The following is a 21,304-nucleotide window of genomic DNA, read 5'->3' on the forward strand; positions in this document are numbered from 1 at the left end:
CATTCCTGAGGAACTGTCGTTTTTTGGGGGCCTAGGCCTGGAATGGTAATATTAATTCTTTGATGACACTCCATTCTCTCAGTTTCTCTTCAAATCTCTTGGTATTCGCCGGGCTCGAGGAAGTAAGTCTCAGAAACGTTAAATTTGGCACATCATTGAATCCGATCCACTTTTTATAGGTCTCGTACGCTTTTCCCCCATTAAAAATAACTGTTTCTATGTTGGGATAGGCCTGAAAAAGACCAGAAAAATCATTGACTTGTTCATCCCGAATATTTGAATCCAGACTTCCTTCCCTTTGACAATTTTGGATGACATCCCACAAGGCAATTTTCTTACTCATAACAAAGGACACCTTTTCTTCATAGGTCGGACTGGTTTCCGCCTCGAAGAGATTATAAATTATTTTCCAGAAATGGTTCCTGGGATTCGCATAATAATGTTGTAATCTAAGGGATTCTACCCCCGGCATGGAGCCAAGAATCAAAACACGCGCACCTTCATCAATGATGGGCGGAAACGAACTAACCTGACTCAAAATCTGCCCCTCTTCCCCATTAAGATCGTTACCATTCCTAATCAACCCCCACCATTTCGCTTCTACGTTCAACCAGAAGTGTGTCAGGCCAAGTTCCGTTCATTTTGCCAACTTTCTTACGAAAACCGATTTCGCGAAAACCGCATTTTTTATGTACGACCAAACTTGCCAGGTCCGATATCATTTACGATGAAATCGAGTAATATTTTCGCTCCTAAATTACTAAGTTCTTCGTTCCTCTCGTTCCAAAAATATCTCTTCAAATTCTCAACGAGAACCTCTCTGACTTCTTTTTTCAGTTCTATTTCTATTTTTGGCAACGTTTTATCCCCCTTATGATCTTCATTATAATATTTTGCGTTTTGAATTTGGACTAAGGGCAAAAAATGATCCTGTTAATATGAATAATAATTTATAGTCTGGAGAGGATATGTTAAAAACTGTAAAAGGAAGCGATTTGAATGGATGATTATTTCGATAATTTAGACAGCACAGAAATTAACTTGAAATATTTTACTGAACACCACGAGACTATTTATAGTGCCTATGAAAAATACGGTCGGTTAGTCCATGAAGAGGGTGGTCCTTTAGATGAAAAGACATGTTGGTTAATTAAGGTATCTCTATCTACTGAGTGCCAATACTCAAGAGCCTTAAGAACGCATATTCTAAAAGCTCTGAGTAGCGGATGCACTAAAGAAGAAATTGAACACGCCATTCTCTTGGTGGCTCCCAGCGCAGGATTTCCTAAAACTATGTCCGGTATTTTGATCCTGAGAAGTATCTTGGGAGAAGCAGACGTCGATCCGATTCACTAATTTTCTAAATCTAAGACAATTCATCTTAATGATCAACAACTATGCGAAAGCCCTCAGCCTTTCGATTAGGTATGGGGGCACTTTAATGCCCATAATACTTAAGATAAGGTTATTGTTGCAATTCTACCCCTTCTCCCTCCATTTATCTATATCTTCTCGCAATAAAATGATATAGTATATTCTAAGGAAAAATCAAATTCAATATAAAGGAACGATAAAAAAAATGATTAGTACCAGTGGGATAACCTTACGATTCGGCAAAAGGGCATTATTTGAAGATGTCAATGTAAAATTCCTTCCCGGAAACTGTTACGGCTTGATTGGGGCCAATGGCGCTGGAAAATCCACATTTCTAAAAATTCTTTCTGGTGAAATTGACTCTTCTAGTGGTGATGTCATCCTTACGCCTGGTGAGCGAATAGGCGTTTTGAAACAAGATCACTTTGAATTTGAAGATTCCGAAGTGCTTAAGACTGTAATTATGGGTCACGCCAGACTATATGAGATTATGGAAGCTAAAGATGCTCTCTATTCAAAACAGGATTTTTCAGAGGAAGATGGAATTAAAGCTTCCGAACTGGAGGGCGAGTTTGCTGAACTCAATGGTTGGCAAGCTGAGGCTGAAGCCTCAGAATTATTAATGGGGTTAGGTATTGGTAAGGAACTTCAGGGTGCTTTGATGCGTGACCTCAGCGGAAATGAAAAAGTTCGCGTGTTACTCGCCCAGGCTCTATTTGGCAATCCCAACATCTTGTTATTGGATGAACCTACCAACCATTTGGACCTACAATCGATCGCCTGGTTGGAAAACTTCTTATACAATTATGAAAATACCGTTATTGTCGTCTCTCATGACCGCCATTTCTTAAATAAAGTGTGTACGCACATTGCTGATATCGATTTTGGCAAGATCCAACTTTACGTCGGCAATTATGATTTTTGGTATGAATCCAGTCAATTAGCTTTGAGGTTGATGAGAGAAGCTAATAAGAAAAAAGAAGATAAAATCGAGGAACTGCAGAGGTTTATCCAAAGATTTAGCTCCAACGCCTCCAAAGCCAAACAGGCAACCTCCCGTAAGAAACAACTTGATAAGTTGACACTTGATGATATTAAGCCATCCTCCCGCAAATATCCTTATATCGCTTTCACACCAGACCGAGAGGCGGGTAACAATATCTTGACTGTTAAGAACTTAACAGTCAGCATTGCAGGCGAAAAGGTACTAGACAACCTCTCGTTTATTGTAAATAAAGGGGATAAAATTGCTTTCGTTGGGCCCAACGGCAATGCTAAGACGACCTTGTTTAAGGTTTTGATGGGTGAAATTCTCCCCGATGATGGAGAATTCAGTTGGGGAATTACAACAACACAAGCTTATCTTCCGCAAGATAACTCTTCCTACTTTGATACAGACTTGAGCCTAGTGGATTGGCTCAGACAATTTTCTAAAGACCCTGATGAATCCTTTGTCAGAGGATTTCTAGGAAGAATGCTTTTTTCAGGGGACGAATCTCTGAAGTCGGCCCGTGTTCTTTCCGGGGGGGAAAAGGTACGGTGCATGCTTTCTAGAATGATGCTCAGCGGTGCGAATGTACAGTTGTTGGATGAACCAACCAACCACTTGGATATGGAGTCGATCACTGCTCTCAATAATTCATTGACGAACCTTGATGGAAATATACTATTCGTCTCACAAGACCACCAGTTTGTCCAAACGATTGCTAACCGAATCATTGAAATCACGCCCAAAGGGCTTTTGGATCGTCAAATGACATTTGATGAATATTTAGAAAATGAAGATGTAAAAGCATTATTAGAGACCATGTACAGTTAAGCGACATAGATACATGTCAAATAGGAGAAACTTTATTTATTATTTGACATATATCTATTTTTTAGATATACTGATGAAAGCTCGTTAATACTAATGGATTTATGCAAACCTTCTCTATTGCCAAAAGCTCTGGGAAGAGGCTGATGAACTTACCATGTAGCGGGTAATATAATAGTGGAGGTTTTTTTTAAATGTTTAATGACAAAGTGTTAAGTTGCAAAGACTGTGGTCGGGACTTCGATTTTACAGCGTCTGAACAAGAGTTCTATGCTGAAAAAGGGTTTACCAATGAACCTGGTCGTTGCCCAGAGTGCCGTGCAGCTAAAAAAGCACAAACCAGAAACAATGGCGGCGGTGGATATGCTCGTCAACAACGCGAAATGTTCCCAGCAATTTGCGCTACTTGCGGCAAAGAAACTACTGTTCCTTTCCAACCTTCTGGTGACAAACCAGTTTACTGCCGTGAGTGCTATCAACCACGCACACGCAGCAATTGGTAAATCGTTAATAGTAGAAACCCTCCTAGCTTCAAAGGCTTAGGAGGGTTTTTTCTTTACCTAATAATTTACTAAGTAGACCCCTTCCCTTTCCTAATGAATATCATATCGCCGCATTTTTTCATAGAGCCAGGAACGTGAAATCCCCAAGAGCCGAGCAACCTCCGACTTGTTGCCCTTCATCTTCAGTAAAGCCTTTTCCAATGTTTCTTTATCCAAGTGCTCATGAGCATTTTCTAGGTTCCAAACCTTCGCCGACGGTAAGGAGACTTCTAATTTTTGTTCCCTGAGGTAAAAAGGCAAATCCTCAAGTTCTAGCATTTCTCCGGAGGCAAAATTGACCGCCCTCTCAATCACATTTTTTAATTCCCGTACATTCCCCGGCCAACGATGACCGACGAGAATTTTGAGCACGTCCGGGGAAATGCCAGTAATCTGTTTGCCGAAATCTTGATTTAGGCGTTCCAAGAAAACATGAACGAGGGGAATGACGTCTTCCAAACGATCGCACATAGGGATAATATGAAAATGGATCACATTGAGACGGTAGTAAAGGTCACTACGGAAATCGCCGCACTCCACCTTCCGGATGAGGTCCTTGTTGGTAGCTGCTATGATCCGCACATCCACTTTTATCGATTCATTACTCCCTACCGGCTCAAAACTCTTGTCCTCCAGCACCCGCAAAAGCTTGCTCTGCAAATTGAATGACATATCCCCGATCTCATCCAGAAAAAGCGTCCCTCCGTTAGCTATGGCAAATTTACCTGCTTTGCCCCCTCTTTGTGCCCCAGTGAATGCCCCGCTTGCATACCCAAAAAATTCTGACTCCAGAAGATTTTCCGGAACTGCGGCGCAATTGACCTTGACATAGGGTCCTTTACGGCGGGGACTTGCCTGATGAATGGCCTCCGCAAAGAGTTCCTTGCCTGTGCCACTTTCCCCTGTCAGCATAATCGTGGAATTTCCCCGTGCAGCCATCTCCGCCCCTTGCTTTAAGCAGCGCATATCCTGGCTTACTGTGACGATTTGGTTAAAAGTTACAGCTAGTCTAGCAGCGCCCGCCTTTTCCTTGTAAAATTTCAGCTCATGATCCATCTGAGCTAGCCTCTCAGCAACATCTTTCACTTCTTCCAGCTTCTGAAAGACGATTTTGCCTACCGCTCCGATGATCTTGCCCTGGCGCACGATCGGTAGGCGAGAGACAATGTAGACCCGACCGTTAATGACCTGGATTTCATTGGTTTCCGCCATTCCAGTCTTTAATGTCCGGAGAATGCGGGTATTTTCGATCACTTGATCTACAGGCCGCTGCAAAAGCTCTTTTTCTCTCTTACCAAAAAAGCGGCAGGCTGCCTCATTGACCAACGTGATTTTTCCCTGGTCGTCCACGACAAAGATCGCTTCGTAGGCAATGTTGGTTACAGTGAGCAAAGTCTCGTACAATCGCTTGGTCGCATCTAATTCTTGTGCAACTTGATCGAAATCAGTCAAAGCCTGAAAAACGATCACTGCCCCCGCCACCTCGCCCACCGGGCTAATATTGCAAAGAACAGTTACCTTATTCATTTGAGTTTGCACTCCTACCAGATGTTGCGACTGTTTGAGTACCCCGCTCAGATCCAAACTTGGAAAGACGCTGCCGAACAGACATCCTTTGATTGCCTCCTGCTTCAAGTCGAGGATTTTCTCCCCTGAGAGATTCATCTGCTGAATGCGGTTATTTCGATCCACGACGATGATTCCGTTGGGCATGGCCTGGTACACTGTATTGAGTTCGACGGCCAATTGTTCCGCTTCTTGGAAAAGCGCCATAATCATATCCACCTTGGTAAAAATCCCAAGCGCTTTTCCCTCTTTATCTACCACTACACCCGTGCCCACCGAGCTCTGTTTCACCCGTTGCTCTACCTCCCAATATGGAGTGTTAGCTTCTACTGTCACTACTTGGCGGTTAAAATGCTGCTGAATTGCTTCCGACGATTCTGCCCCAGCCAGAAAGGCATCCAGCACATTGGCTTTGGTAAAGATCCCGATCAACAAACCATCTTCATCCACCACTGGTAAGGCATCCAGCTTAGTCCAGCGTAAAAGTGCTACCCCCTGCCCTAGATTATCCTTGGGATGGAGAAGCGGAACATCCCGAGTCATCATATCGCTCATTAGCAAACTAGCTCACCTCACCATTATCCTAGGGAAGATACATCCATCTTCACGAACCTTTTCAAGGGTCCCTTTCGTTTTATTTCTCCCCTCCCACCAGCGATTCCTTTAATTTTCAGAACTTTCATGTTTTAGATAATTAGGGCCCCTCGTCAAATCCGAGGGGCCCTAATTCATTATCCATTTAAATTGACTCTTTATTCAGGGCGTTGACATGTTCTAAGCGCTCAATCTCCTCCTCGGTGAACCCCACCTCTCGCAAAACCTCACGCGTCTGTTCTCCAAACCAAGGAGGGGCCTGATCGGGGAATTCCCTTTCCTCCGGAAATTTAAGAGGATTTCCCACACTCTCTACGGTTTCACCTTGAGGATGACTGAGGGAAATAAAAAGACGCCGCGCCTTAATCTGCGGGTGCTCCCGAACTTTCGACGGCTCCAAGATCGGTTCACAGCAAACATCTTTATCTCTGAAGAAGCTTGCCCAGTCCTTCTGTGTTCTACTTTTAAAGACCCTTTCCACCTCCGCCAAAACGTCCGGGTCGCGATCAAACTGCTTGCCCATGAGCTCGGGACGCTCTACAGCCTGGCAGAAAGCTTGCCAAAATTTAGGTTCTAAGGCTCCCAGACTCATATATAGACCGTCCATGGTCTCATAAACGCCGTAGCAGACTTCTCCACCGTTCAAGATCCCTTCCCCGCGATTCATCGTGGAATCGGTGGCTGCCTGCTGGGCATAGAGCATAGCCATCCAGGACACCACCCCATCCAGCATAGAGACGTCAATATATTGTCCCCGGCCCGTCCGCAAGCGGGCGATGTAGGCGCTCAAAATCCCAGTCACTGCCATAAGTGCACCGCCGCCGATGTCTGCCACCTGTACAGCCGGAGGAACCGGCGCTCCCCCGGCTTGCCCTGTGAGACCCAGAGCCCCGCTCACGGCCATGTAATTGATATCATGACCTGAACGTCGGCTATACGGCCCGGTCTGGCCATAGCCGGATATGGAACAGAGAATGACGGCAGGGTTTATTTTTGACAAATCCTTATAACCGAGGCCCAAGCTATCCATCACTCCGGGCCGAAACCCTTCCAGAACGATGTCATACTTAACAAGAAGGCGGAGAAGAGCTTCTCGACCTTCGGTGCTTTTTAAGTTCAACTTGAGGCTCTTTTTATTCCGGTTCAGTGACCAGTAAAGGGCACTTTCCTTCGTACCGGGCAAGTAAGGTTTCATCCAGCGCAGATAGTCCCCTTGCCCTGGTTCTTCCACTTTCAACACTTCTGCTCCTAGGTCAGCTAGTAACTGACTGGCATACCCTCCAGGAAGAAGCCGAGTTAAATCTAGGATTCGCACCCCGTTTAAGAGCTGATACATCCATCCCATTCCTCCCTAATCAAAGCCCTAACTTGCGAGCAATGATGAGCTTCATAATTTCCGATGTTCCCGCAAAGATGGTATGCACCCGCACATCACGGTACTGCCGGGCAATGGAATACTCCTCCATATATCCATACCCACCGTAAAGCTGGAGGCAGTTGTAGGCTACCCGATTGGCCATCTCACCGATCCAGTATTTGGCCATGGAAACCTTGGCTACAATCTCCTGGCCTGCCATATGGTCAGCGATCAGGTTATCCACGAATACCCGCCCAATCTCGACCTCTGTGGCCATTTCAGCAATCTTAAAGGCGTTATGTTGAAACTTACCGATAGGCTGGCCAAAAGCCTCCCTCGTCTTGACATAAGTGATCGTATCGGCAAGCATCCGCTCCGCCAAACCCTGGGAACCTAGGACCGAGATCAGGCGCTCCTGCTGGAGCTTCTCCATCAGATAAGAAAACCCCTTGCCTTCTTCGCCCAGGCGATTTGACACTGGCACCCTGCAATTATCGAAAAAGAGTTCCGCTGTATCCTGACTGTGCATCCCCAGTTTGCTCATTTTTTTGCCCTTAGAGAAGCCGGGTGTCCCGTCTTCCACCACTATTAGACTGATTGACTTACTGCCCGACATCGTCCCCGAGTCGGTCTTGACCGCCACGATAATCAAGTCGGCAAAAATCCCATTACTGATAAAGGTCTTCGACCCGTTGATAATGTACTCGTCACCATCCCGGACAGCGGTAGCCTTCATTCCCTGAAGATCGGAGCCCGCCTGGGGCTCTGTCATGGCGATGGCCAGAATTTTCTCCCCCCGGGCGCAGGCGGGAAGCCAATCAATCTTCTGTTTTTCTGTACCATAGGCCTGTATATAGGGAGCGATAATGTCACTATGCAGCCCAAGCCCGATTCCAACTCCAGCTTTAGCTAGTTCCTCGCTTATGATGGCAGAGAATCCGAAATCTGCCCCCGAACCACCGTATTTCTCTTCCAGCCAAGGACAGAGGTAACCCTGCTCGCCCATACGCCGCCATACCCAACGGGGAATCTCCCTCTGTTCTTCCCACTCTTCAACATGGGGAGAGAGTTCCTTTTCCACAAACTTTACGAAGGCTCGACGAAACATTTTGTGTTCTTCCGAATAAATGTCCATCTTCCATCTCTCCCTTCTTTCTTTACCTAGGTTGCATTCGGATGGCCCCATCTAGACGGATAGTACTGCCATTGAGCATCGGGTTTTCTATAATGCTTTTGACCAAAAGGGCATATTCTTCCGGGAAGCCGAGTCGGCACGGGAAGGGGGTCATTGCGCCCAGCGACTTGCGGGCCTCCTCTGGCAAGGAATCAAACATCGGTGTTTCAAAGAGACCCGGTGCGATTGTCATCACACGGATGCAGTGGACCGCCATCTCCCGGGCGATAGGCAGAGTCATACCTACAATCCCCCCTTTAGACGCGCTGTAGGCAGCCTGCCCAATTTGTCCTTCAAAGGCAGCCACAGAGGCGGTACTGATAATCACGCCTCGCTCCCCCCCTGCATTGGGCTCATTGTCCACCATTTTTGCTGCCGCTAAGCGAATAACATTAAAACTGCCAATAAGATTCACCTGTAAAGTCTTCGAAAAACTTTCCAGAGCATGAGGTCCTTTCTTGCCCAGCACCTTTTCCGCAACCCCAATCCCGGCGCAATTCACAACAACATCCACACGGCCAAATCCCTCAATTGTCTTTTCCAGTGCCGCCTGTACGCTCTCTGCGCTGCTAACGTCCGTCTTCTGAAACAAGGCACTGCCCCCTAATTCGACAGCCAACTTCTCGCCTCTCTCCACCGCTAGATCGAGAATCATCACCTTTCCCCCGTCATTTACTATCCTTCGCACGGTCGCTTCGCCTAAACCTGAGGCCCCTCCGGTGACAAACGCTACTACCTGCTTCATATCCATCGCACGTTGCTCCTTTCTTTATCTTTATCTTTATTTAGTCTAGCCGCTCGATGATCGTGGCATTGGCCATTCCATGTCCCTCGCACATAGTTTGAAGTCCATAACGGCCGCCGGTTCGTTCCAGTTCGTGCATCATAGTCGTCATCAGCCGAGCTCCACTGGCACCTAGTGGATGGCCGAGGGCAATGGCTCCGCCGTTGGGATTAAGTTTCCTTGGATCAGCTCCCGTTTCCATCAGCCAAGCCAGAGGGACTGCAGCGAAAGCTTCATTCACCTCGAAGACATCAATGTCCGCAAGGGTGAGGCCAGCTTTAGCCAACACCTTGGCGGTGGCCGGGATGGGTCCAGTAAGCATCAGCGTCGGATCCGAACCTATGACGCTCCGGGCTATTATGCGGAAGCGAGGCTTAAGTCCCAGTTCTTCCGCCTTCTCCCGGGACATGACGAGCACAGCTGCCGCTCCATCCGAAATCTGACTGGCATTACCAGCTGTGACCAGACCGTTTTCCTGGAAGGGGGACTTCAAATTGGCTAGCTTTTCCAGACTGGTATCCCGCCGTGGGCCCTCATCCATTTTAACAATCGCCTGGCTACCATCGGGAAGGATCACGCTTACCGGCATAATCTCCCGTTCGAAACGCCCTTCCTCCTGGGATTTAAGTGCCTTCTCGTGGCTTTCTAGGGAGAATTCGTCCATCTGTTGCCGGCTGAGGCCCCATTTCTCCGCGATCCGCTCCGCCGAGAGACCCTGATTGATAATCTCATAACGTGTTATTAACTCGTTTGATAATTCCGTCCCTTTAACGTTTGAACCCATAGGAACTCTTGACATGTTCTCTACGCCCGCAGCCACGACGACATCCATGTCCCCGGCCAGAATTGCCTGGGCGGCGAAATGGACGGCCTGCTGGCTGGAGCCGCACTGACGATCAATCGTCAAACCAGGGACGTGTTGCGGATAATCCGCAATCAGGGCTGCCTGCCGTCCGATACAGGACGCCTGCTCCCCCACTTGCGAGACGCAGCCCATTAACACATCCTCGACCAAGGCTGAGTCCACTCCCACCCGCTTCGCTACCTCTCTCAGAACAAGTCCCGCCAAATCCTCGGAACGAAGACCGCTCAAGAATCCATTTCTCCGTCCTACAGGAGTTCTTACCGCTTGTACAATTACTGCTTCTCTCATCCGATTAACCACCCTTTCTCATTGCCTCGATTCTAAACTCTTTCCTTCAAGCGTTCCCTCAGTGGTGCCTTTAGGATCTTCCCGGTTGGATTACGAGGGATGGCGTCTATAAGTTCCATCCGCTCCGGCCACTTGTAGATTGCTACTCCCAGATCGTGCATAAAAGCTCTAACTTCTGTCAAATCCAGCGTTTCTCCCGGTTGAGCCACCACGAAAACACACGTCCGCTCACCAAAAATATCATCTGGCATTCCAACGGCCGCCACATCCGTAATTTTAGTGTGACTCATCAGGATATTCTCTACTTCCTGAGCGCTGATGTTTTGGCCCCCACGAATGATGATATCCTTTTTTCTGTCAAAGAAACTGATGCAATTCCCCTCGCGGATTTGAAACAAATCTCCAGTATAAAAAAAACCGTCTTGATCAAATGATTTAGCCGTTAAATCCGGGCGCTTATAATATCCTGGAAAAACATTCGGCCCCTTATAGGCCAATTCCCCCACTGCCCCTGCTTCCGTGAGTTCCTGACCGGTCGTCAGATCCACAATCTTAGTCTCTATCCCCTCTACAGCAGATATCCACGTTGATCCCACTTTGCCAAACTGCGGCAAGTGATCCACCCTTTCCTCCATATTCGGAACATCCCCAGGACCGGAAACGATCCCGGTTCCCTCATTTTGTCCCCATATATTCCCAATGTCAATATTCCATCTTTGTTTGAACTCCGTCATGGCAAACAAAGATAATGGTGCAGAACCTAGGGTAATGGACCGTACGGAACTGAAGTCAAACTGATTAGCATTCGGATGCTTGGCAAGCATGTTGGCCACCGCCGGAACCAGCAGCGTGTAGTTAACCTTTTCCTGAATCATCTGCTTAACAAAAACCTGAGCATTGAAGGGATGGTGGAGGACGTAAGTCCCTCCCAGCATCAGCCACGGAACGAAGGTGGTACCCAAAGATGCCATATTGACCAAGGGTCCGGCGGTAAACTGCACATCTCCTTTGTGAATGTCGGCAGCCTGAATCGACATGTTGCACTGAAAAATCCAGTTGTTATGACTCATCGGGCATCCCTTTGGGTCGGCCTCTGTTCCAGAAGTCCAGCAGAGGGTGAAAATATCATTTGCCTCCACCTTTTTCTGCTCTGATACTCGCTCATCGACTCGAACACTGTCCCCCTTCGCCCAATCCCTGACGGTTTGCAAGCTGATACAATGCTCGAGTCCGGGTAATGCCTGCTGTAGCTCTCGCCCCATCTCCCCGTGCAAGGTGTCCCGAAATTCCTCGATTGTGATAAAAGCCTTTGCTTCCGTGAGCCTGGCTACATAGCCTAACTCCTTGAGACGCCACTGCATCGGTATCGGGGAAATTAGTGCGCCCGTTCGGGCAATCGCCAGATAAAGCATGGCTAGTTCCCAGGTATTGGGAAGCTGAACGAACAGGATATCATCTTTTTGGATTCCCAAAGCGACGAGGGCCCCAGCCACCTTCTGCACGACATCATCTAACTCCCTGTAGCTTAAGCGTTCCGGGGGAGTACCTGTCAGTTCCTCTCGATTGGGCGGATCCACCAAGGCAGTATGTCCCGGCATGTTCACCACATGCTCCTGAAAATAATCAAGGATTGTCTTAGTCCCCCACCATCCTTTGCGGTTGTACTCTTCAATCTGCTTGGTCTGCGTCAGAATCATTCCCAATCGCTCCTCTTATCCGAATCTTCTGAATGTATCCTTTATTACGTCAAATGCAAATTCTATGCCACAAGGCCCTAGGTCTCTTCCTCTGGCGGTCTCCAATACAAAAACTGAAAAACTCCCCTTCCCTTTGTTTTGCCCGTAATTGTCCTCAATGACGGACAATTGGCAACACAATGGACACTTTCCCCTTCCGTTTACACGCAAGAGGAGTGAGGAAAAAGGCATTTTTGGCTGGCATAGATATTGCAAGAATATTATGAGTATTCTGTATAAGTAACTTATTATAAACGATAAGGAGCGATTGCACTATGATGGCCTATGATCTCACCTTACGAGCAGTCCTGGAGCGAGCTGCCAAGCTCTTTTCTAAGAAGGAAATTATCACCCGGGATTATTCAGGGACCTTCCGCTATACGTACAGTGACTTCTACAAGAGAACCCAGCGCCTAGCGAATGTGCTCAAGAATTTGGGCATTAAGAAGGGAGACCGGGTGGCCACGCTAGCCTGGAACCACCACCGCCACCTAGAGCTGTATTTAGCTGTACCAGTGAGCGGCGCGGTTCTTCACACCTTGAACTTGCGCCTCGCGCCAGAGCAACTAATTTATATCATCAACCACGCCGCAGATAAGGTCATCTTCGTGGACAAAGATTTAGTCCCCCTACTGGAAAGTATTCAAGATCAACTCCCAACCCTGGAGTGTGTCGTCGTGATGTCCGACACGAATGAGATCCCACCAAGCACCCTAAAAAATCCGCTTTCATATGAAACACTTTTGACCGAAGCTAGTGAATACTTCGAGTTTCCCGACTTAAGCGAATGGGATCCAGCGGCCATGTGTTATACCACTGCCACTACTGGCAAACCGAAAGGCGTCGTTTACACCCATCGGGCCCTCGTTCTCCACAGCTTTGCCGCTTCTCTCCCAGATTCTCTAAACCTTCAGGAATCAGACGTAGTAATGCCCTTTGTACCCATGTTTCACGCGAATGCCTGGGGGCTTCCCTTTGTTTGTACGTGGCTTGGGGCTACTCAGGTCTTTCCAGGAGCCCGCCCCCAAGCCGCGGATGTCTGTCAACTTATCCAAGATCACAAAGTGACTCTAGCAGCAGGTGTCCCTACCATCTGGATGGCTACTTACCCGTTGTGGGAGAGTGGAGAATACGACCCTTCCAGCCTACGTGAGATTGTGAATGGTGGTTCCGCCGCGCCCATGTCCATGATTAAAAATTACCAGGAGAAGCTGAGCGTTTCCATTCTCCATGCCTACGGCATGACGGAAACCACGCCAGTCGTTCTCGTATCCCGACCTAAGAGCAACATGGGGGGCATGACCGCCGCAGAAAAATACCAACTATCCGCTAGACAAGGTCTGCTCGTTCCCGGACTGGAAATGAAAGTCGTCGGAGAGGATGATGAGGAAATCCCTTGGAACGGTAAAACGATGGGAGAACTCTTACTCCGCGGACCATGGATAGCCAAAGAGTATTATAAAGACCCTATTCGCACCCAAGAAGCCTTTTCCAACGGATGGTTACGTACTGGGGACATCGTCACCGTCAATTCAGAAGGATATGTCTCCGTTGCCGACCGCAGCAAGGACTTAATCAAAAGCGGTGGGGAATGGATTTCATCCCTGGATCTGGAGAATACGATAATGGACCATCCTGCAGTCTTAGAAGCAGCGGTGATAGCCATTCCTCATCCTAAGTGGGTTGAGCGGCCCTTGGCCTGCGTCGTCCTTAAACAAGAATATGAAGGACAGGTCAATGTCCAAGACATCCTTGATTTTCTCAAAGGAAAAACCCCCAAGATTTGGGTACCGGACCGAGTGGAGTTTATAGATGCCATTCCCCGAACAAGCGTCGGGAAATTCTATAAGGCAGCCCTGAGAACACGTTTTACCGAAATCGCGAGTACCAAAGAAGGGTCTGATCCAATTGTTGGGTGATACCTTACTTGTTTTGCATATACTGCACCACTCCTGATGGTTCAGTTGAAGGTATCAGAGCCCTTCAACTGAACCAATGTCTTTTTGAAAACTAGTCTGTATATGACCTAATCAGCCTTACCCTTACAACCCTTACAACCCGTACGACAAAGTGCTAAAAACTGTTCTCTGCCGAGAATATGAGAATATATCGTCAAAAACTAATTGAAATGCATAAGCGAAAACCTTTAAAAACCACAAATCCGTCCCCTTACTCTTGTTCACATAATTGTCCTGAATGACGGACAATTGACAACACAATGGACAAGTTACCTTCCTTATGCACCCACGAACACTAAAAAAGAGCCCTCGTGGATTGGCATTAAAATTGCAGATGTTCTAGTCAGACAACCTTAAAAAAAGAGGAGAATACTCCCAATGTCCTAGAAACCCGTGTTCCCTAAATAAAACGATTCTAGAAAACGGGGGATTAATAACCCCCCATGTCTAAAAGGAGGATTTATCTTGAATTTTGAATTGACAGAAGAACAGAAAGCTTTTCAGAACCTCGCTTACAAATTTGCGCTCAAAGAATTTGAGCCCATCGCCAAAGAGTGCGATCGAGAGGAAAAGTATCCGCGTGAAATATGGCAAAAAGCCTGCGAATCAGGCCTTGTCGGGGTAGCAATTCCAGAGGAATACGGGGGACCTGGTGCGGGCTTAATGGAAACAGCCTTGATTACAGAGCAACTGTCCCGTGTGGATTTAGGGCTCAGCTTGGCCGTTATGGCGGCTACCTTTGGCTCAGAAAACATCCTTAACTATGGCAGTGAAGAACAAAAGAAAGCGTATCTCCCCTTGCTTCCCGCGGGCAAGGCGATCTTCGCCGGGGCATACACCGAACCCAATGCAGGCAGTGATGTTGCTGGAACCACTACCCGTGCCGTTAAAGACGGTTCTGACTATATGATTAATGGCAGTAAAACATTCATTACCAACGGAACAATCTGTGACTATATGGTCGCTTTATGCGTCACTAACCCGGATGTCCCCCAAAAAACAGGGAGACATAGCCTAATTTTAATAGAAGCAACCCGTCCAGGAATTACCCGTTATAAAATTACAGGAAAAATGGGCATCCGTGCCTCTGATACTGGGTCGATTAGCTTTGAGGACGTGAGAGTGCCCCAAGAAAATCTGATCGGTCGGGAAGGCAAGGGTTTCCCTCAGTTAATGCACTTCTTCGACATGACACGAATAATGGTAGCATCGCAAGGAGTTGGCCTTGCTCAAGGTGCCTTAGATTTGGCGCTTAAGTATGTACAAGAACGGAAAACCTTTGGCCTTCCTCTAGCTGCGAACCAAGGCATCCAGTTTCAACTGGCAGAGATGGCCACCCGAGTTGAATTGGCCCGCAACATAACTTACAAAGCGGCTTGGAAAGCAGACAACGGACAATTAGATCCGTCCCTCAACGCCATGGCCAAATTTTATGCTGGAGAGACTGCGGTCTGGGTGACCGACAAAGCGCTGCAAATGCACGGCGGCTACGGCTATATTGACGAATACGATATTCAGCGTTTCTATCGAGACGCCAAGATTCTGGAGATCTACGAAGGAGCTAAGGAAATAGAGAAACTGACCATTGCCAAGCGGCTCTTTTGAAAGAGATTGAGTTAAATTTAAAGAAAACAAGGCTATTGTGGGAAGATCACATTAGCCTTGTTTTCTTTAATTTCAATGTGGATTAAGTGTTTTTTATGTATCATCACCTTCGGGTTATCTCTTGCTCATCGGTTACCTCATCATTAAGCTTATGCAACGTATTCTTAATCTTATCCATATTTATCTTGGTGAGGTCATAGGTAATGACTGTGTATCCTGATGTTTCAACCGTCATGCCTTTTATACCGTCCAAACTGGACAGTGCCTCTTTCGCAGAGAGTAAGGGATTCGTTCAAGTAAATCCGGTGATTCTAAAGGTTTTGGTCACTAACTGATTCATAATGATCGACGTGTCCGTTGTACCTATGCCCGTCTTTTCAAGACCACAGCCCACTCCAAAGACCATCAGCGATAAAACCGCCGTCATCATGACTTCCTTTTTCATGAATTACCTCCTCGCTTGTAGACGCAATATTCTATAAGCTAAAGTATACCATAGAATCCGATCGTCTTGCTGCAGTTTACGTCTAACCTTCCCTACCATCCTACCAAGCCTGTCTGAACTGGCAAATCGTCGGAAAGGTAATTGTCCAAACACTTTGAACATTCTACTCGACAACAACCTGTAATTATGTTACGTTTAAAAACAAGGAGTGATGCATATGGACTCTTTATTCCTTGCCGATCTAATGGATCGAAACGTTAAAGTCCTTACTTATAGGCCAAGTTTTGCCGAAGCTTCCGAATTACTAAGTACATATCATTTAGTATTAATCCAACATAATCAACCAATAGAAGTCCTCGCGAGAGATCAAAAAAACCTGTTCCTCGATTCTACCCATACCCATGTGTCGCCGACACTGTTGCCTTGGGAATTGCCGATATTGGCCCAATCAGATACTAAGGCAATTCCTTTTTATGAAACCACCTTGGTGATTTACATCCCGTAGTTGTCCTTGACGGCTCAGATAATGTAAAAGGAATCATTTCCCCTACCCTCTTGGTACATAATCTCTTGAAACACTGTGATAGTTTAAACTCTTTTTTAGAAACCCTGCTCGATACCGTCAACGAAGCAATCACTGTGGTAACCAAAGAAGGAACCGTAAGCCATTGGAATTCAGTGGCTCAAGACACTTATTCAATCTCTCAACAAAACATCATCGGAAAACACATTGCAAACTTTTTCGAACAAGAAGCCTTAGCAACCCTAAAAATTTTGGATGAAGGACGGCCAGTTCGCCAATCGCACCATAGTCCCCGCCCTGGAACTCATGTCCTCATGAACGCCTCGCCTGTCATCTATATGAGGTAGGGGAATTACCGCTGGGCCTCCAAGTAAAACTTCTGCGTGTTCTACAGGATCGGTGCTTTTATCGGTTGGGAGGAACCGTACCGATTACAGTTAGTACCCGAATAATTGCTGCCACGAACCGTGATTTGGAAAAAATGATTAAGACAAGTGAGTTTCGTGAAGACCTTTACTATCGATTAAATGTCATTACCTTGGAAGTTCCGACTCTCAGGGAACGGACTGAGGATATACCCGAATTAGTACAAACTTTTTTGCATGAATTCGCTCTTAAGCACGATAAACCCATACCTTCCCTGTCTCCTGAAGTGATTGTTGCATTTCTAAACTATCACTGGCCCGGTAACGTGAGAGAACTACACAATGTGACTGAAAGGTTAACCGTCCTAGCGGATGAGGGAACACTTGAAACCAAATACCTTCCACCAGCTCTGCAGCGAACTATATCGAAGTCTGTTCCCAATTCAGTATCTTTAACGTCACGGATTATTGATCGACCTTACCGGCGCAATAGTTCTGAGGAACTAGAACGGATTTATAACGCCATTGAAAAAACAATGTGCAGGCTTTTGCAAGGCTTTTTTACACATTTTGGCAGGAGGAGATATGAATGTTTTTAGGACAATGTTATTCAAGGACCCATGTATTTCCGCTAAGTGCATAGGTCATGGAAAATATACACTAAGACATTTTATGGAAGAATAAAGCCGGTTTTCCCTGCTCTATGGCAAACCGGCTTCTTATTATCCAAAAGTAAATACAAGAATAACTATAATCAGGGACAATACGCAGATAGATGATTATGGAGTTTTAATTTTGCGGGCCGTACTTTTAAATTAACAGTTCTTTAGAAAAAAATAGGCTTAAGGTTACCATATATTAGCTTAACGTGAGTTTTAGGTCATTTAGTTGGCTCTACCCCTTAACCTAGTAAAGATCTAAACAACGGTTTATCTTGTCAAATAGGATCTCTTACTAGTGAGATAAGCATCCTTAACAACGAGATAACCACCCTCAAAAAAGTAAACTTGCAATTAGTAACCGGATTCGCAGAGTTAGAAGCCAGACTCAATAAGAATAGTAGTAACAGCAGTAAGCCGCCTTCTTCGGACGGGTATAAGAAGAAAACGATAAAAAACAATCGAGAGAAAACCGGAAAATAATAGGGCGGGCAACCGGTCACGAAGGCCATACTTTGTCAAAGTCGAACCTCCCGATTTCGTTGTGAATGTTCCTATCGAGGAACACTGTGATTGCGGGTGTGATTTGAAAAGCGCGAAGGACAAAACAAGGACACGACAGGTCGTTGATTTGCCTGAAAGATTGAAGTGACCGAATACGTCACCCATGAAAAAGTCTGTCTTCAGTGCGGAAAAGTACATAAAACCGATTTTCCAGTCAAAGTGACACAACCGACGCAATACGGAGAGAAAATGTTAGCCTTAATGAACTATCTTACCGATTTTCAGCTTTTGCCGTTAGAAAGAGCCGCGGAAACCATCCGAGAGCTTACGAAGCAGACGGTCAGCGAGGGAACTCTGGTCAATGACAGCAAAAAGCTCTACGTGGCTTTAGAAGAAGCCGAAAAAGTTATCAAACAACAACTTACAGATTTCGCTGTTGTTTATTTTGACGAAACGGGAATGAGATCTGAAAAAAAATGCAAAAGCTTTATGTTGCTTCGACCGAAAAATTGACGTATTATGCGTTCCATGAGAAAAGGGGCGTCCAGGCGGACAAGGAAATCGGGATACTTCCGGAATTTAACGGAACGGCCATGCATGACCACTGGAAGCCCTATTATACGTTCAAAGACTGTACTCATGCAGAATGTAACGCGCACAATCTGAAATATTTCGTGATATTCACGACAATTATGGTCAAGTTTGGGCGGAAAATATGGTCCTACTCTCAGAAAATATGTGGTGAATACACAGGGAACTAGGAGCCAAGTGGGATGAAAGCGCGTTATCTTATTTGCGGAGACCTGGCAGATACGTCACAGATTTGCTAGGTTTGCAATTATACCGGTACACAAAAAGTGGGCGTGGCTTAGATCATCCTAGGCTACGCCCATCAAAAATATCAAGTGAGTTCTACTCTAACACCTTTCGACCTTAATCTTTTCAATTCCCTGCCGCCAAATCCGCATTCCAATTGTTTCTAAAAGTTCTTCTTGTTCCATTCTTATTCTTCCAATAATGTTCACCCTAATCAACCCATTATGGTAGCTCAACAACTCTGGGCCATAATAAATGGCCATGGCTTCTTCCCCCGGCGCTTCCTCTAAAGGCTTGTTACTTTCCCAATCCCGCCAGTATGCAATATCAAATTTACTTACCATTGTAGAAGTGTTTTCTTGAGGTGGCATTGTTTTTGTACTTATTCCAAAACTTATTTCTCGACCGCACCACCTTGTGTGTATAACTGTAGTTTCAAGTGGTAGTATTTCTAATATCCTCTTAACAGTTTCGGGAGCACGGTCATTTAGGTCGGCAATTAATTCCCCACCTCTTTGGAAAACAAGTTTAATTTGATTCATGTACTTTCCCCCTAGTGTGACTAAAGTAGTTTTTTGACTTAGCTCTGTTAAATCTTTATTGGTAATTTACGTACTTTTTCGGTTTCCTCGTAGTCTATAGTTCCAAAGTCAGTAATGACCACACCATATTCTACCCTAGCGTGCTCCCTGGTGATATAACCCTGATCGCAGTCTCTTAACACTCTTTCCGGCTCACGTTCAAAAGGATTTCCGTAGCCACCGCCTCCCCCTGTTAAGCAGGTTACCTTGGAACCCTTCTTAATCCTATAAGCACTGGTCTTAAGAAGTTCCGCTTGTTTGTCACCCGTATCAATAATTACATTAGGTGCTTTTCCTGGTTTGCCCCCAACAACACCCCAGGCGGTCGTTTTTGAACGCTCAAACCAGAGGTAAACATAAACCTCATCAATCATTGATTCATATTCACGGATGCATCCGTCGCCGCCGCGGTTCTTTCCAGGACCAGCTGAATCAGGCCTGATTGCATACTTGGTAATTTTCATAGGGTAATTAGTCTCAAAAACTTCTACAGGCAGATTCTTAAAATCCCCATTAACCGAATTGATTAAAGCATCCTGCCCATCATTAGCCTTGAATCCTCCCCAACCACCTACTGTAGCCTCCACATCTAAAAAGGGGACTCCTGTTCGTGGATTGGTTCCTGCAAAATAAATAACCATGGAATCACCGTAGTGTGCCCCGGCAACCTTGTCAGGCATTGCTTCTTCCAATGCTTTAACACACAAGTCTATCAGTAGCCCCAAAGAAGTAAAATACCATGAACACGCGGCGGGCTCTTCAGCGGTAAAGATTGAGCCTTGAGGCGCAGTGACCATTAACGGCTTAAAGCATCCACCTGTCACGGGAGCCTCCGGATGAATAAGCTGTTTATAAGCCACACGACATGCTGAAATGGTCTGTGCTATTCCGCAGTTGGTTGAACCTTTTACCTGGCTGCTCGATCCTGAAAGATCAATATTTAGTTTACCATCTTTGACTGTTAATTTAAGCTTTACCATTACCGATTCATCGGAACGCCCGTCATTGTCAATACAACCTTCTGCATAGTACACGCCATTGGGTATACTAGCAACCGCTTCTCTTTCCATTAACTCGGATTGGAGAAAAATATCATGAATACTTCTCTCGACTGTTTCAAAACCAAATTTCTTAATGATTTCCGCAAACCGTCTTTCACCCGTTTTGCACGCTGCAATTTGCGCATGCAAATCCCCCATAGCTGCACGATAAAACCGGCTATTTTTGCACAAAAGATTGGCAACGTCATCACGCAAAATACCACGATCCATTAGCTTTAACGGAGGAATTCTCACACCTTCTTGGTATATTTCCGTCGCATCCATGGGATAACCCGGATCCTTGGCACCCACGTCAAGCCAGTGCGCCCTCGTGGCTGTAAATCCTACCAGTTTCCCCTCGTAAAAAATCGGGGAAAAAACGGTAATATCATTTAAATGGGTACCTGTCAAATATGAATCATTGAGGATATAGACATCGCCTTCATGATAACAATCAATACCCCCAAAGAATTCGGTAGTAATATTAATTGCAACTTCTAGATTCCCCAAAAAAATAGGAAGACCCGCCGACTGCCCAAGCAATTCTGCTTTTTCGTTAAAGATTCCAACACTGCAGTCCTTCATTTCATAAATAATTGGCGTAAAAGCGCTACGGAAAAGGCTTTCATTCATTTCTTTAGCAGCTGAAGACAAAGCATTCCGGATAATCTCGGTTGTCACTGGATTTTCTAAGAAGACATCATTCTTCATT

23 protein-coding genes are annotated in these 21,304 nt (G+C 46.0%); 11 read left to right on the forward strand and 12 right to left on the reverse strand.

The window, feature by feature from the left end; all coding sequences use genetic code 11:
* Positions 1 to 31: 31 nt before the first annotated feature.
* Together DSOL_RS16135 and DSOL_RS16140 are read right to left on the reverse strand one after the other, a co-directional pair.
* Positions 32 to 538, reverse strand: coding sequence for a DNA-deoxyinosine glycosylase (locus DSOL_RS16135; protein WP_075365858.1), 507 nt, complete (start codon positions 536 to 538; stop codon positions 32 to 34).
* A gap of 149 nt (positions 539 to 687) precedes the next feature.
* Complete coding sequence (locus tag DSOL_RS16140) at positions 688 to 858, reverse strand: DUF2164 family protein (RefSeq protein ID WP_083642648.1); 171 nt, start codon at positions 856 to 858, stop codon at positions 688 to 690.
* Positions 859 to 999: 141 nt separating this feature from the next.
* On the opposite strand from DSOL_RS16140, the gene DSOL_RS16145 reads away from it, so the two are divergent.
* The 3 genes from DSOL_RS16145 to DSOL_RS16155 all read left to right on the forward strand — a co-directional run bounded on the left by DSOL_RS16145 (position 1,000) and on the right by DSOL_RS16155 (position 3,693).
* On the forward strand, positions 1,000 to 1,356 hold the full coding sequence (locus DSOL_RS16145; RefSeq protein WP_075365859.1) for a carboxymuconolactone decarboxylase family protein: 357 nt from the start codon (positions 1,000 to 1,002) through the stop codon (positions 1,354 to 1,356).
* A gap of 223 nt (positions 1,357 to 1,579) precedes the next feature.
* Entirely contained in the window at positions 1,580 to 3,193 is a 1,614-nt protein-coding gene (locus tag DSOL_RS16150) for an ABC-F family ATP-binding cassette domain-containing protein (RefSeq protein WP_075365860.1), read from the forward strand.
* A gap of 191 nt (positions 3,194 to 3,384) precedes the next feature.
* The gene (locus tag DSOL_RS16155; protein ID WP_075365861.1) at positions 3,385 to 3,693 is read left to right on the forward strand and encodes a zinc-ribbon domain containing protein; all 309 of its coding nucleotides are present in this window, start codon (positions 3,385 to 3,387) and stop codon (positions 3,691 to 3,693) included.
* Between the two features lie 90 nt (positions 3,694 to 3,783).
* Here DSOL_RS16155 and DSOL_RS16160 read toward each other — a convergent pair whose 3' ends face one another.
* The 6 genes from DSOL_RS16160 to DSOL_RS16185 all read right to left on the reverse strand — a co-directional run bounded on the left by DSOL_RS16160 (position 3,784) and on the right by DSOL_RS16185 (position 12,057).
* Entirely contained in the window at positions 3,784 to 5,853 is a 2,070-nt protein-coding gene (locus DSOL_RS16160) for a sigma-54-dependent Fis family transcriptional regulator (protein ID WP_235838853.1), read from the reverse strand.
* Positions 5,854 to 6,037: 184 nt separating this feature from the next.
* Positions 6,038 to 7,228 (reverse strand): CaiB/BaiF CoA transferase family protein, encoded by a 1,191-nt coding sequence (locus tag DSOL_RS16165; protein WP_075365863.1) that lies wholly within the window; start codon positions 7,226 to 7,228, stop codon positions 6,038 to 6,040.
* A gap of 19 nt (positions 7,229 to 7,247) precedes the next feature.
* Positions 7,248 to 8,384 (reverse strand): acyl-CoA dehydrogenase family protein, encoded by a 1,137-nt coding sequence (locus tag DSOL_RS16170; protein ID WP_075365864.1) that lies wholly within the window; start codon positions 8,382 to 8,384, stop codon positions 7,248 to 7,250.
* 22 nt (positions 8,385 to 8,406) lie between these two features.
* Positions 8,407 to 9,174, reverse strand: a complete 768-nt coding sequence (locus DSOL_RS16175) for a 3-hydroxyacyl-CoA dehydrogenase (RefSeq protein WP_075365865.1) — start codon at positions 9,172 to 9,174, stop codon at positions 8,407 to 8,409.
* A gap of 34 nt (positions 9,175 to 9,208) precedes the next feature.
* Positions 9,209 to 10,360 (reverse strand): thiolase family protein, encoded by a 1,152-nt coding sequence (locus DSOL_RS16180; RefSeq protein WP_075365866.1) that lies wholly within the window; start codon positions 10,358 to 10,360, stop codon positions 9,209 to 9,211.
* Positions 10,361 to 10,392: 32 nt separating this feature from the next.
* Positions 10,393 to 12,057 carry a class I adenylate-forming enzyme family protein gene (locus DSOL_RS16185; protein ID WP_075365867.1) on the reverse strand — a complete coding sequence of 555 codons (1,665 nt, stop codon included), beginning with the start codon at positions 12,055 to 12,057 and terminating at the stop codon, positions 10,393 to 10,395.
* 314 nt (positions 12,058 to 12,371) lie between these two features.
* On the opposite strand from DSOL_RS16185, the gene DSOL_RS16190 reads away from it, so the two are divergent.
* On the forward strand, positions 12,372 to 14,015 hold the full coding sequence (locus tag DSOL_RS16190) for a long-chain fatty acid--CoA ligase (RefSeq protein ID WP_075365868.1): 1,644 nt from the start codon (positions 12,372 to 12,374) through the stop codon (positions 14,013 to 14,015).
* A gap of 504 nt (positions 14,016 to 14,519) precedes the next feature.
* Positions 14,520 to 15,659, forward strand: a complete 1,140-nt coding sequence (locus DSOL_RS16195) for an acyl-CoA dehydrogenase family protein (protein ID WP_075365869.1) — start codon at positions 14,520 to 14,522, stop codon at positions 15,657 to 15,659.
* A 103-nt stretch (positions 15,660 to 15,762) separates the two neighbouring features.
* Here DSOL_RS16195 and DSOL_RS28040 read toward each other — a convergent pair whose 3' ends face one another.
* Both DSOL_RS28040 and DSOL_RS28045 read right to left on the reverse strand, forming a co-directional pair.
* On the reverse strand, positions 15,763 to 15,912 hold the full coding sequence (locus DSOL_RS28040; RefSeq protein WP_170871534.1) for a hypothetical protein: 150 nt from the start codon (positions 15,910 to 15,912) through the stop codon (positions 15,763 to 15,765).
* A gap of 39 nt (positions 15,913 to 15,951) precedes the next feature.
* The gene (locus DSOL_RS28045) at positions 15,952 to 16,104 is read right to left on the reverse strand and encodes a hypothetical protein (protein WP_170871535.1); all 153 of its coding nucleotides are present in this window, start codon (positions 16,102 to 16,104) and stop codon (positions 15,952 to 15,954) included.
* A 217-nt stretch (positions 16,105 to 16,321) separates the two neighbouring features.
* Between DSOL_RS28045 and DSOL_RS16200 the strand changes: the two genes are divergently transcribed.
* From DSOL_RS16200 to DSOL_RS30075, 6 genes are all read left to right on the forward strand, one after another.
* A complete protein-coding gene (locus DSOL_RS16200) occupies positions 16,322 to 16,609 on the forward strand; it encodes a hypothetical protein (protein WP_075365870.1) in 288 nt (95 codons plus the stop codon).
* A 65-nt stretch (positions 16,610 to 16,674) separates the two neighbouring features.
* Complete coding sequence (locus DSOL_RS16205; protein ID WP_075365871.1) at positions 16,675 to 16,974, forward strand: PAS domain-containing protein; 300 nt, start codon at positions 16,675 to 16,677, stop codon at positions 16,972 to 16,974.
* 32 nt (positions 16,975 to 17,006) lie between these two features.
* Positions 17,007 to 17,591, forward strand: a complete 585-nt coding sequence (locus DSOL_RS16210; protein WP_235838854.1) for an AAA-type ATPase lid domain-containing protein — start codon at positions 17,007 to 17,009, stop codon at positions 17,589 to 17,591.
* A 369-nt stretch (positions 17,592 to 17,960) separates the two neighbouring features.
* Positions 17,961 to 18,134 carry a DUF6444 domain-containing protein gene (locus tag DSOL_RS28930; RefSeq protein WP_427854418.1) on the forward strand — a complete coding sequence of 58 codons (174 nt, stop codon included), beginning with the start codon at positions 17,961 to 17,963 and terminating at the stop codon, positions 18,132 to 18,134.
* Positions 18,135 to 18,299: 165 nt separating this feature from the next.
* Positions 18,300 to 18,668 carry an IS66 family transposase gene (locus DSOL_RS16215; protein ID WP_075365873.1) on the forward strand — a complete coding sequence of 123 codons (369 nt, stop codon included), beginning with the start codon at positions 18,300 to 18,302 and terminating at the stop codon, positions 18,666 to 18,668.
* Positions 18,632 to 18,916, forward strand: coding sequence for an IS66 family transposase (locus tag DSOL_RS30075; RefSeq protein ID WP_075365874.1), 285 nt, complete (start codon positions 18,632 to 18,634; stop codon positions 18,914 to 18,916). Before DSOL_RS16215 ends, DSOL_RS30075 begins: the two co-directional genes overlap by 37 nt.
* A 156-nt stretch (positions 18,917 to 19,072) precedes the next feature.
* Here the strand turns inward: DSOL_RS30075 and DSOL_RS16225 are convergent, their stop codons facing one another.
* Both DSOL_RS16225 and DSOL_RS16230 read right to left on the reverse strand, forming a co-directional pair.
* Positions 19,073 to 19,513 carry a DUF3830 family protein gene (locus tag DSOL_RS16225; protein WP_075365875.1) on the reverse strand — a complete coding sequence of 147 codons (441 nt, stop codon included), beginning with the start codon at positions 19,511 to 19,513 and terminating at the stop codon, positions 19,073 to 19,075.
* Between the two features lie 47 nt (positions 19,514 to 19,560).
* On the reverse strand, positions 19,561 to 21,304 hold a 1,744-nt coding region (locus tag DSOL_RS16230; protein WP_075365876.1), incomplete at its 5' end, for a hydantoinase B/oxoprolinase family protein.

This window comes from Desulfosporosinus metallidurans (assembly GCF_001936615.1).
Taxonomy (GTDB): Bacteria; Bacillota; Desulfitobacteriia; order Desulfitobacteriales; family Desulfitobacteriaceae; genus Desulfosporosinus; species Desulfosporosinus metallidurans.

Excerpts from the sequence above, each read along its gene's own strand:
- DSOL_RS16145 (WP_075365859.1), top strand. The coding sequence starts at position 1,000 with ATGGATGATTATTTCGATAATTTAGACAGCACAGAAATTAACTTGAAA.
- DSOL_RS16150 (WP_075365860.1), top strand. The coding sequence starts at position 1,580 with ATGATTAGTACCAGTGGGATAACCTTACGATTCGGCAAAAGGGCATTA.
- DSOL_RS16155 (WP_075365861.1), top strand. The coding sequence starts at position 3,385 with ATGTTTAATGACAAAGTGTTAAGTTGCAAAGACTGTGGTCGGGACTTC.
- DSOL_RS16160 (WP_235838853.1), bottom strand. The coding sequence starts at position 5,853 with ATGAGCGATATGATGACTCGGGATGTTCCGCTTCTCCATCCCAAGGAT.
- DSOL_RS16165 (WP_075365863.1), bottom strand. The coding sequence starts at position 7,228 with ATGTATCAGCTCTTAAACGGGGTGCGAATCCTAGATTTAACTCGGCTT.
- DSOL_RS16170 (WP_075365864.1), bottom strand. The coding sequence starts at position 8,384 with ATGGACATTTATTCGGAAGAACACAAAATGTTTCGTCGAGCCTTCGTA.
- DSOL_RS16175 (WP_075365865.1), bottom strand. The coding sequence starts at position 9,174 with ATGGATATGAAGCAGGTAGTAGCGTTTGTCACCGGAGGGGCCTCAGGT.
- DSOL_RS16180 (WP_075365866.1), bottom strand. The coding sequence starts at position 10,360 with ATGAGAGAAGCAGTAATTGTACAAGCGGTAAGAACTCCTGTAGGACGG.
- DSOL_RS16185 (WP_075365867.1), bottom strand. The coding sequence starts at position 12,057 with ATGATTCTGACGCAGACCAAGCAGATTGAAGAGTACAACCGCAAAGGA.
- DSOL_RS16190 (WP_075365868.1), top strand. The coding sequence starts at position 12,372 with ATGATGGCCTATGATCTCACCTTACGAGCAGTCCTGGAGCGAGCTGCC.
- DSOL_RS28045 (WP_170871535.1), bottom strand. The coding sequence starts at position 16,104 with ATGAAAAAGGAAGTCATGATGACGGCGGTTTTATCGCTGATGGTCTTT.
- DSOL_RS16200 (WP_075365870.1), top strand. The coding sequence starts at position 16,322 with ATGGACTCTTTATTCCTTGCCGATCTAATGGATCGAAACGTTAAAGTC.
- DSOL_RS30075 (WP_075365874.1), top strand. The coding sequence starts at position 18,632 with ATGCAAAAGCTTTATGTTGCTTCGACCGAAAAATTGACGTATTATGCG.
- DSOL_RS16225 (WP_075365875.1), bottom strand. The coding sequence starts at position 19,513 with ATGAATCAAATTAAACTTGTTTTCCAAAGAGGTGGGGAATTAATTGCC.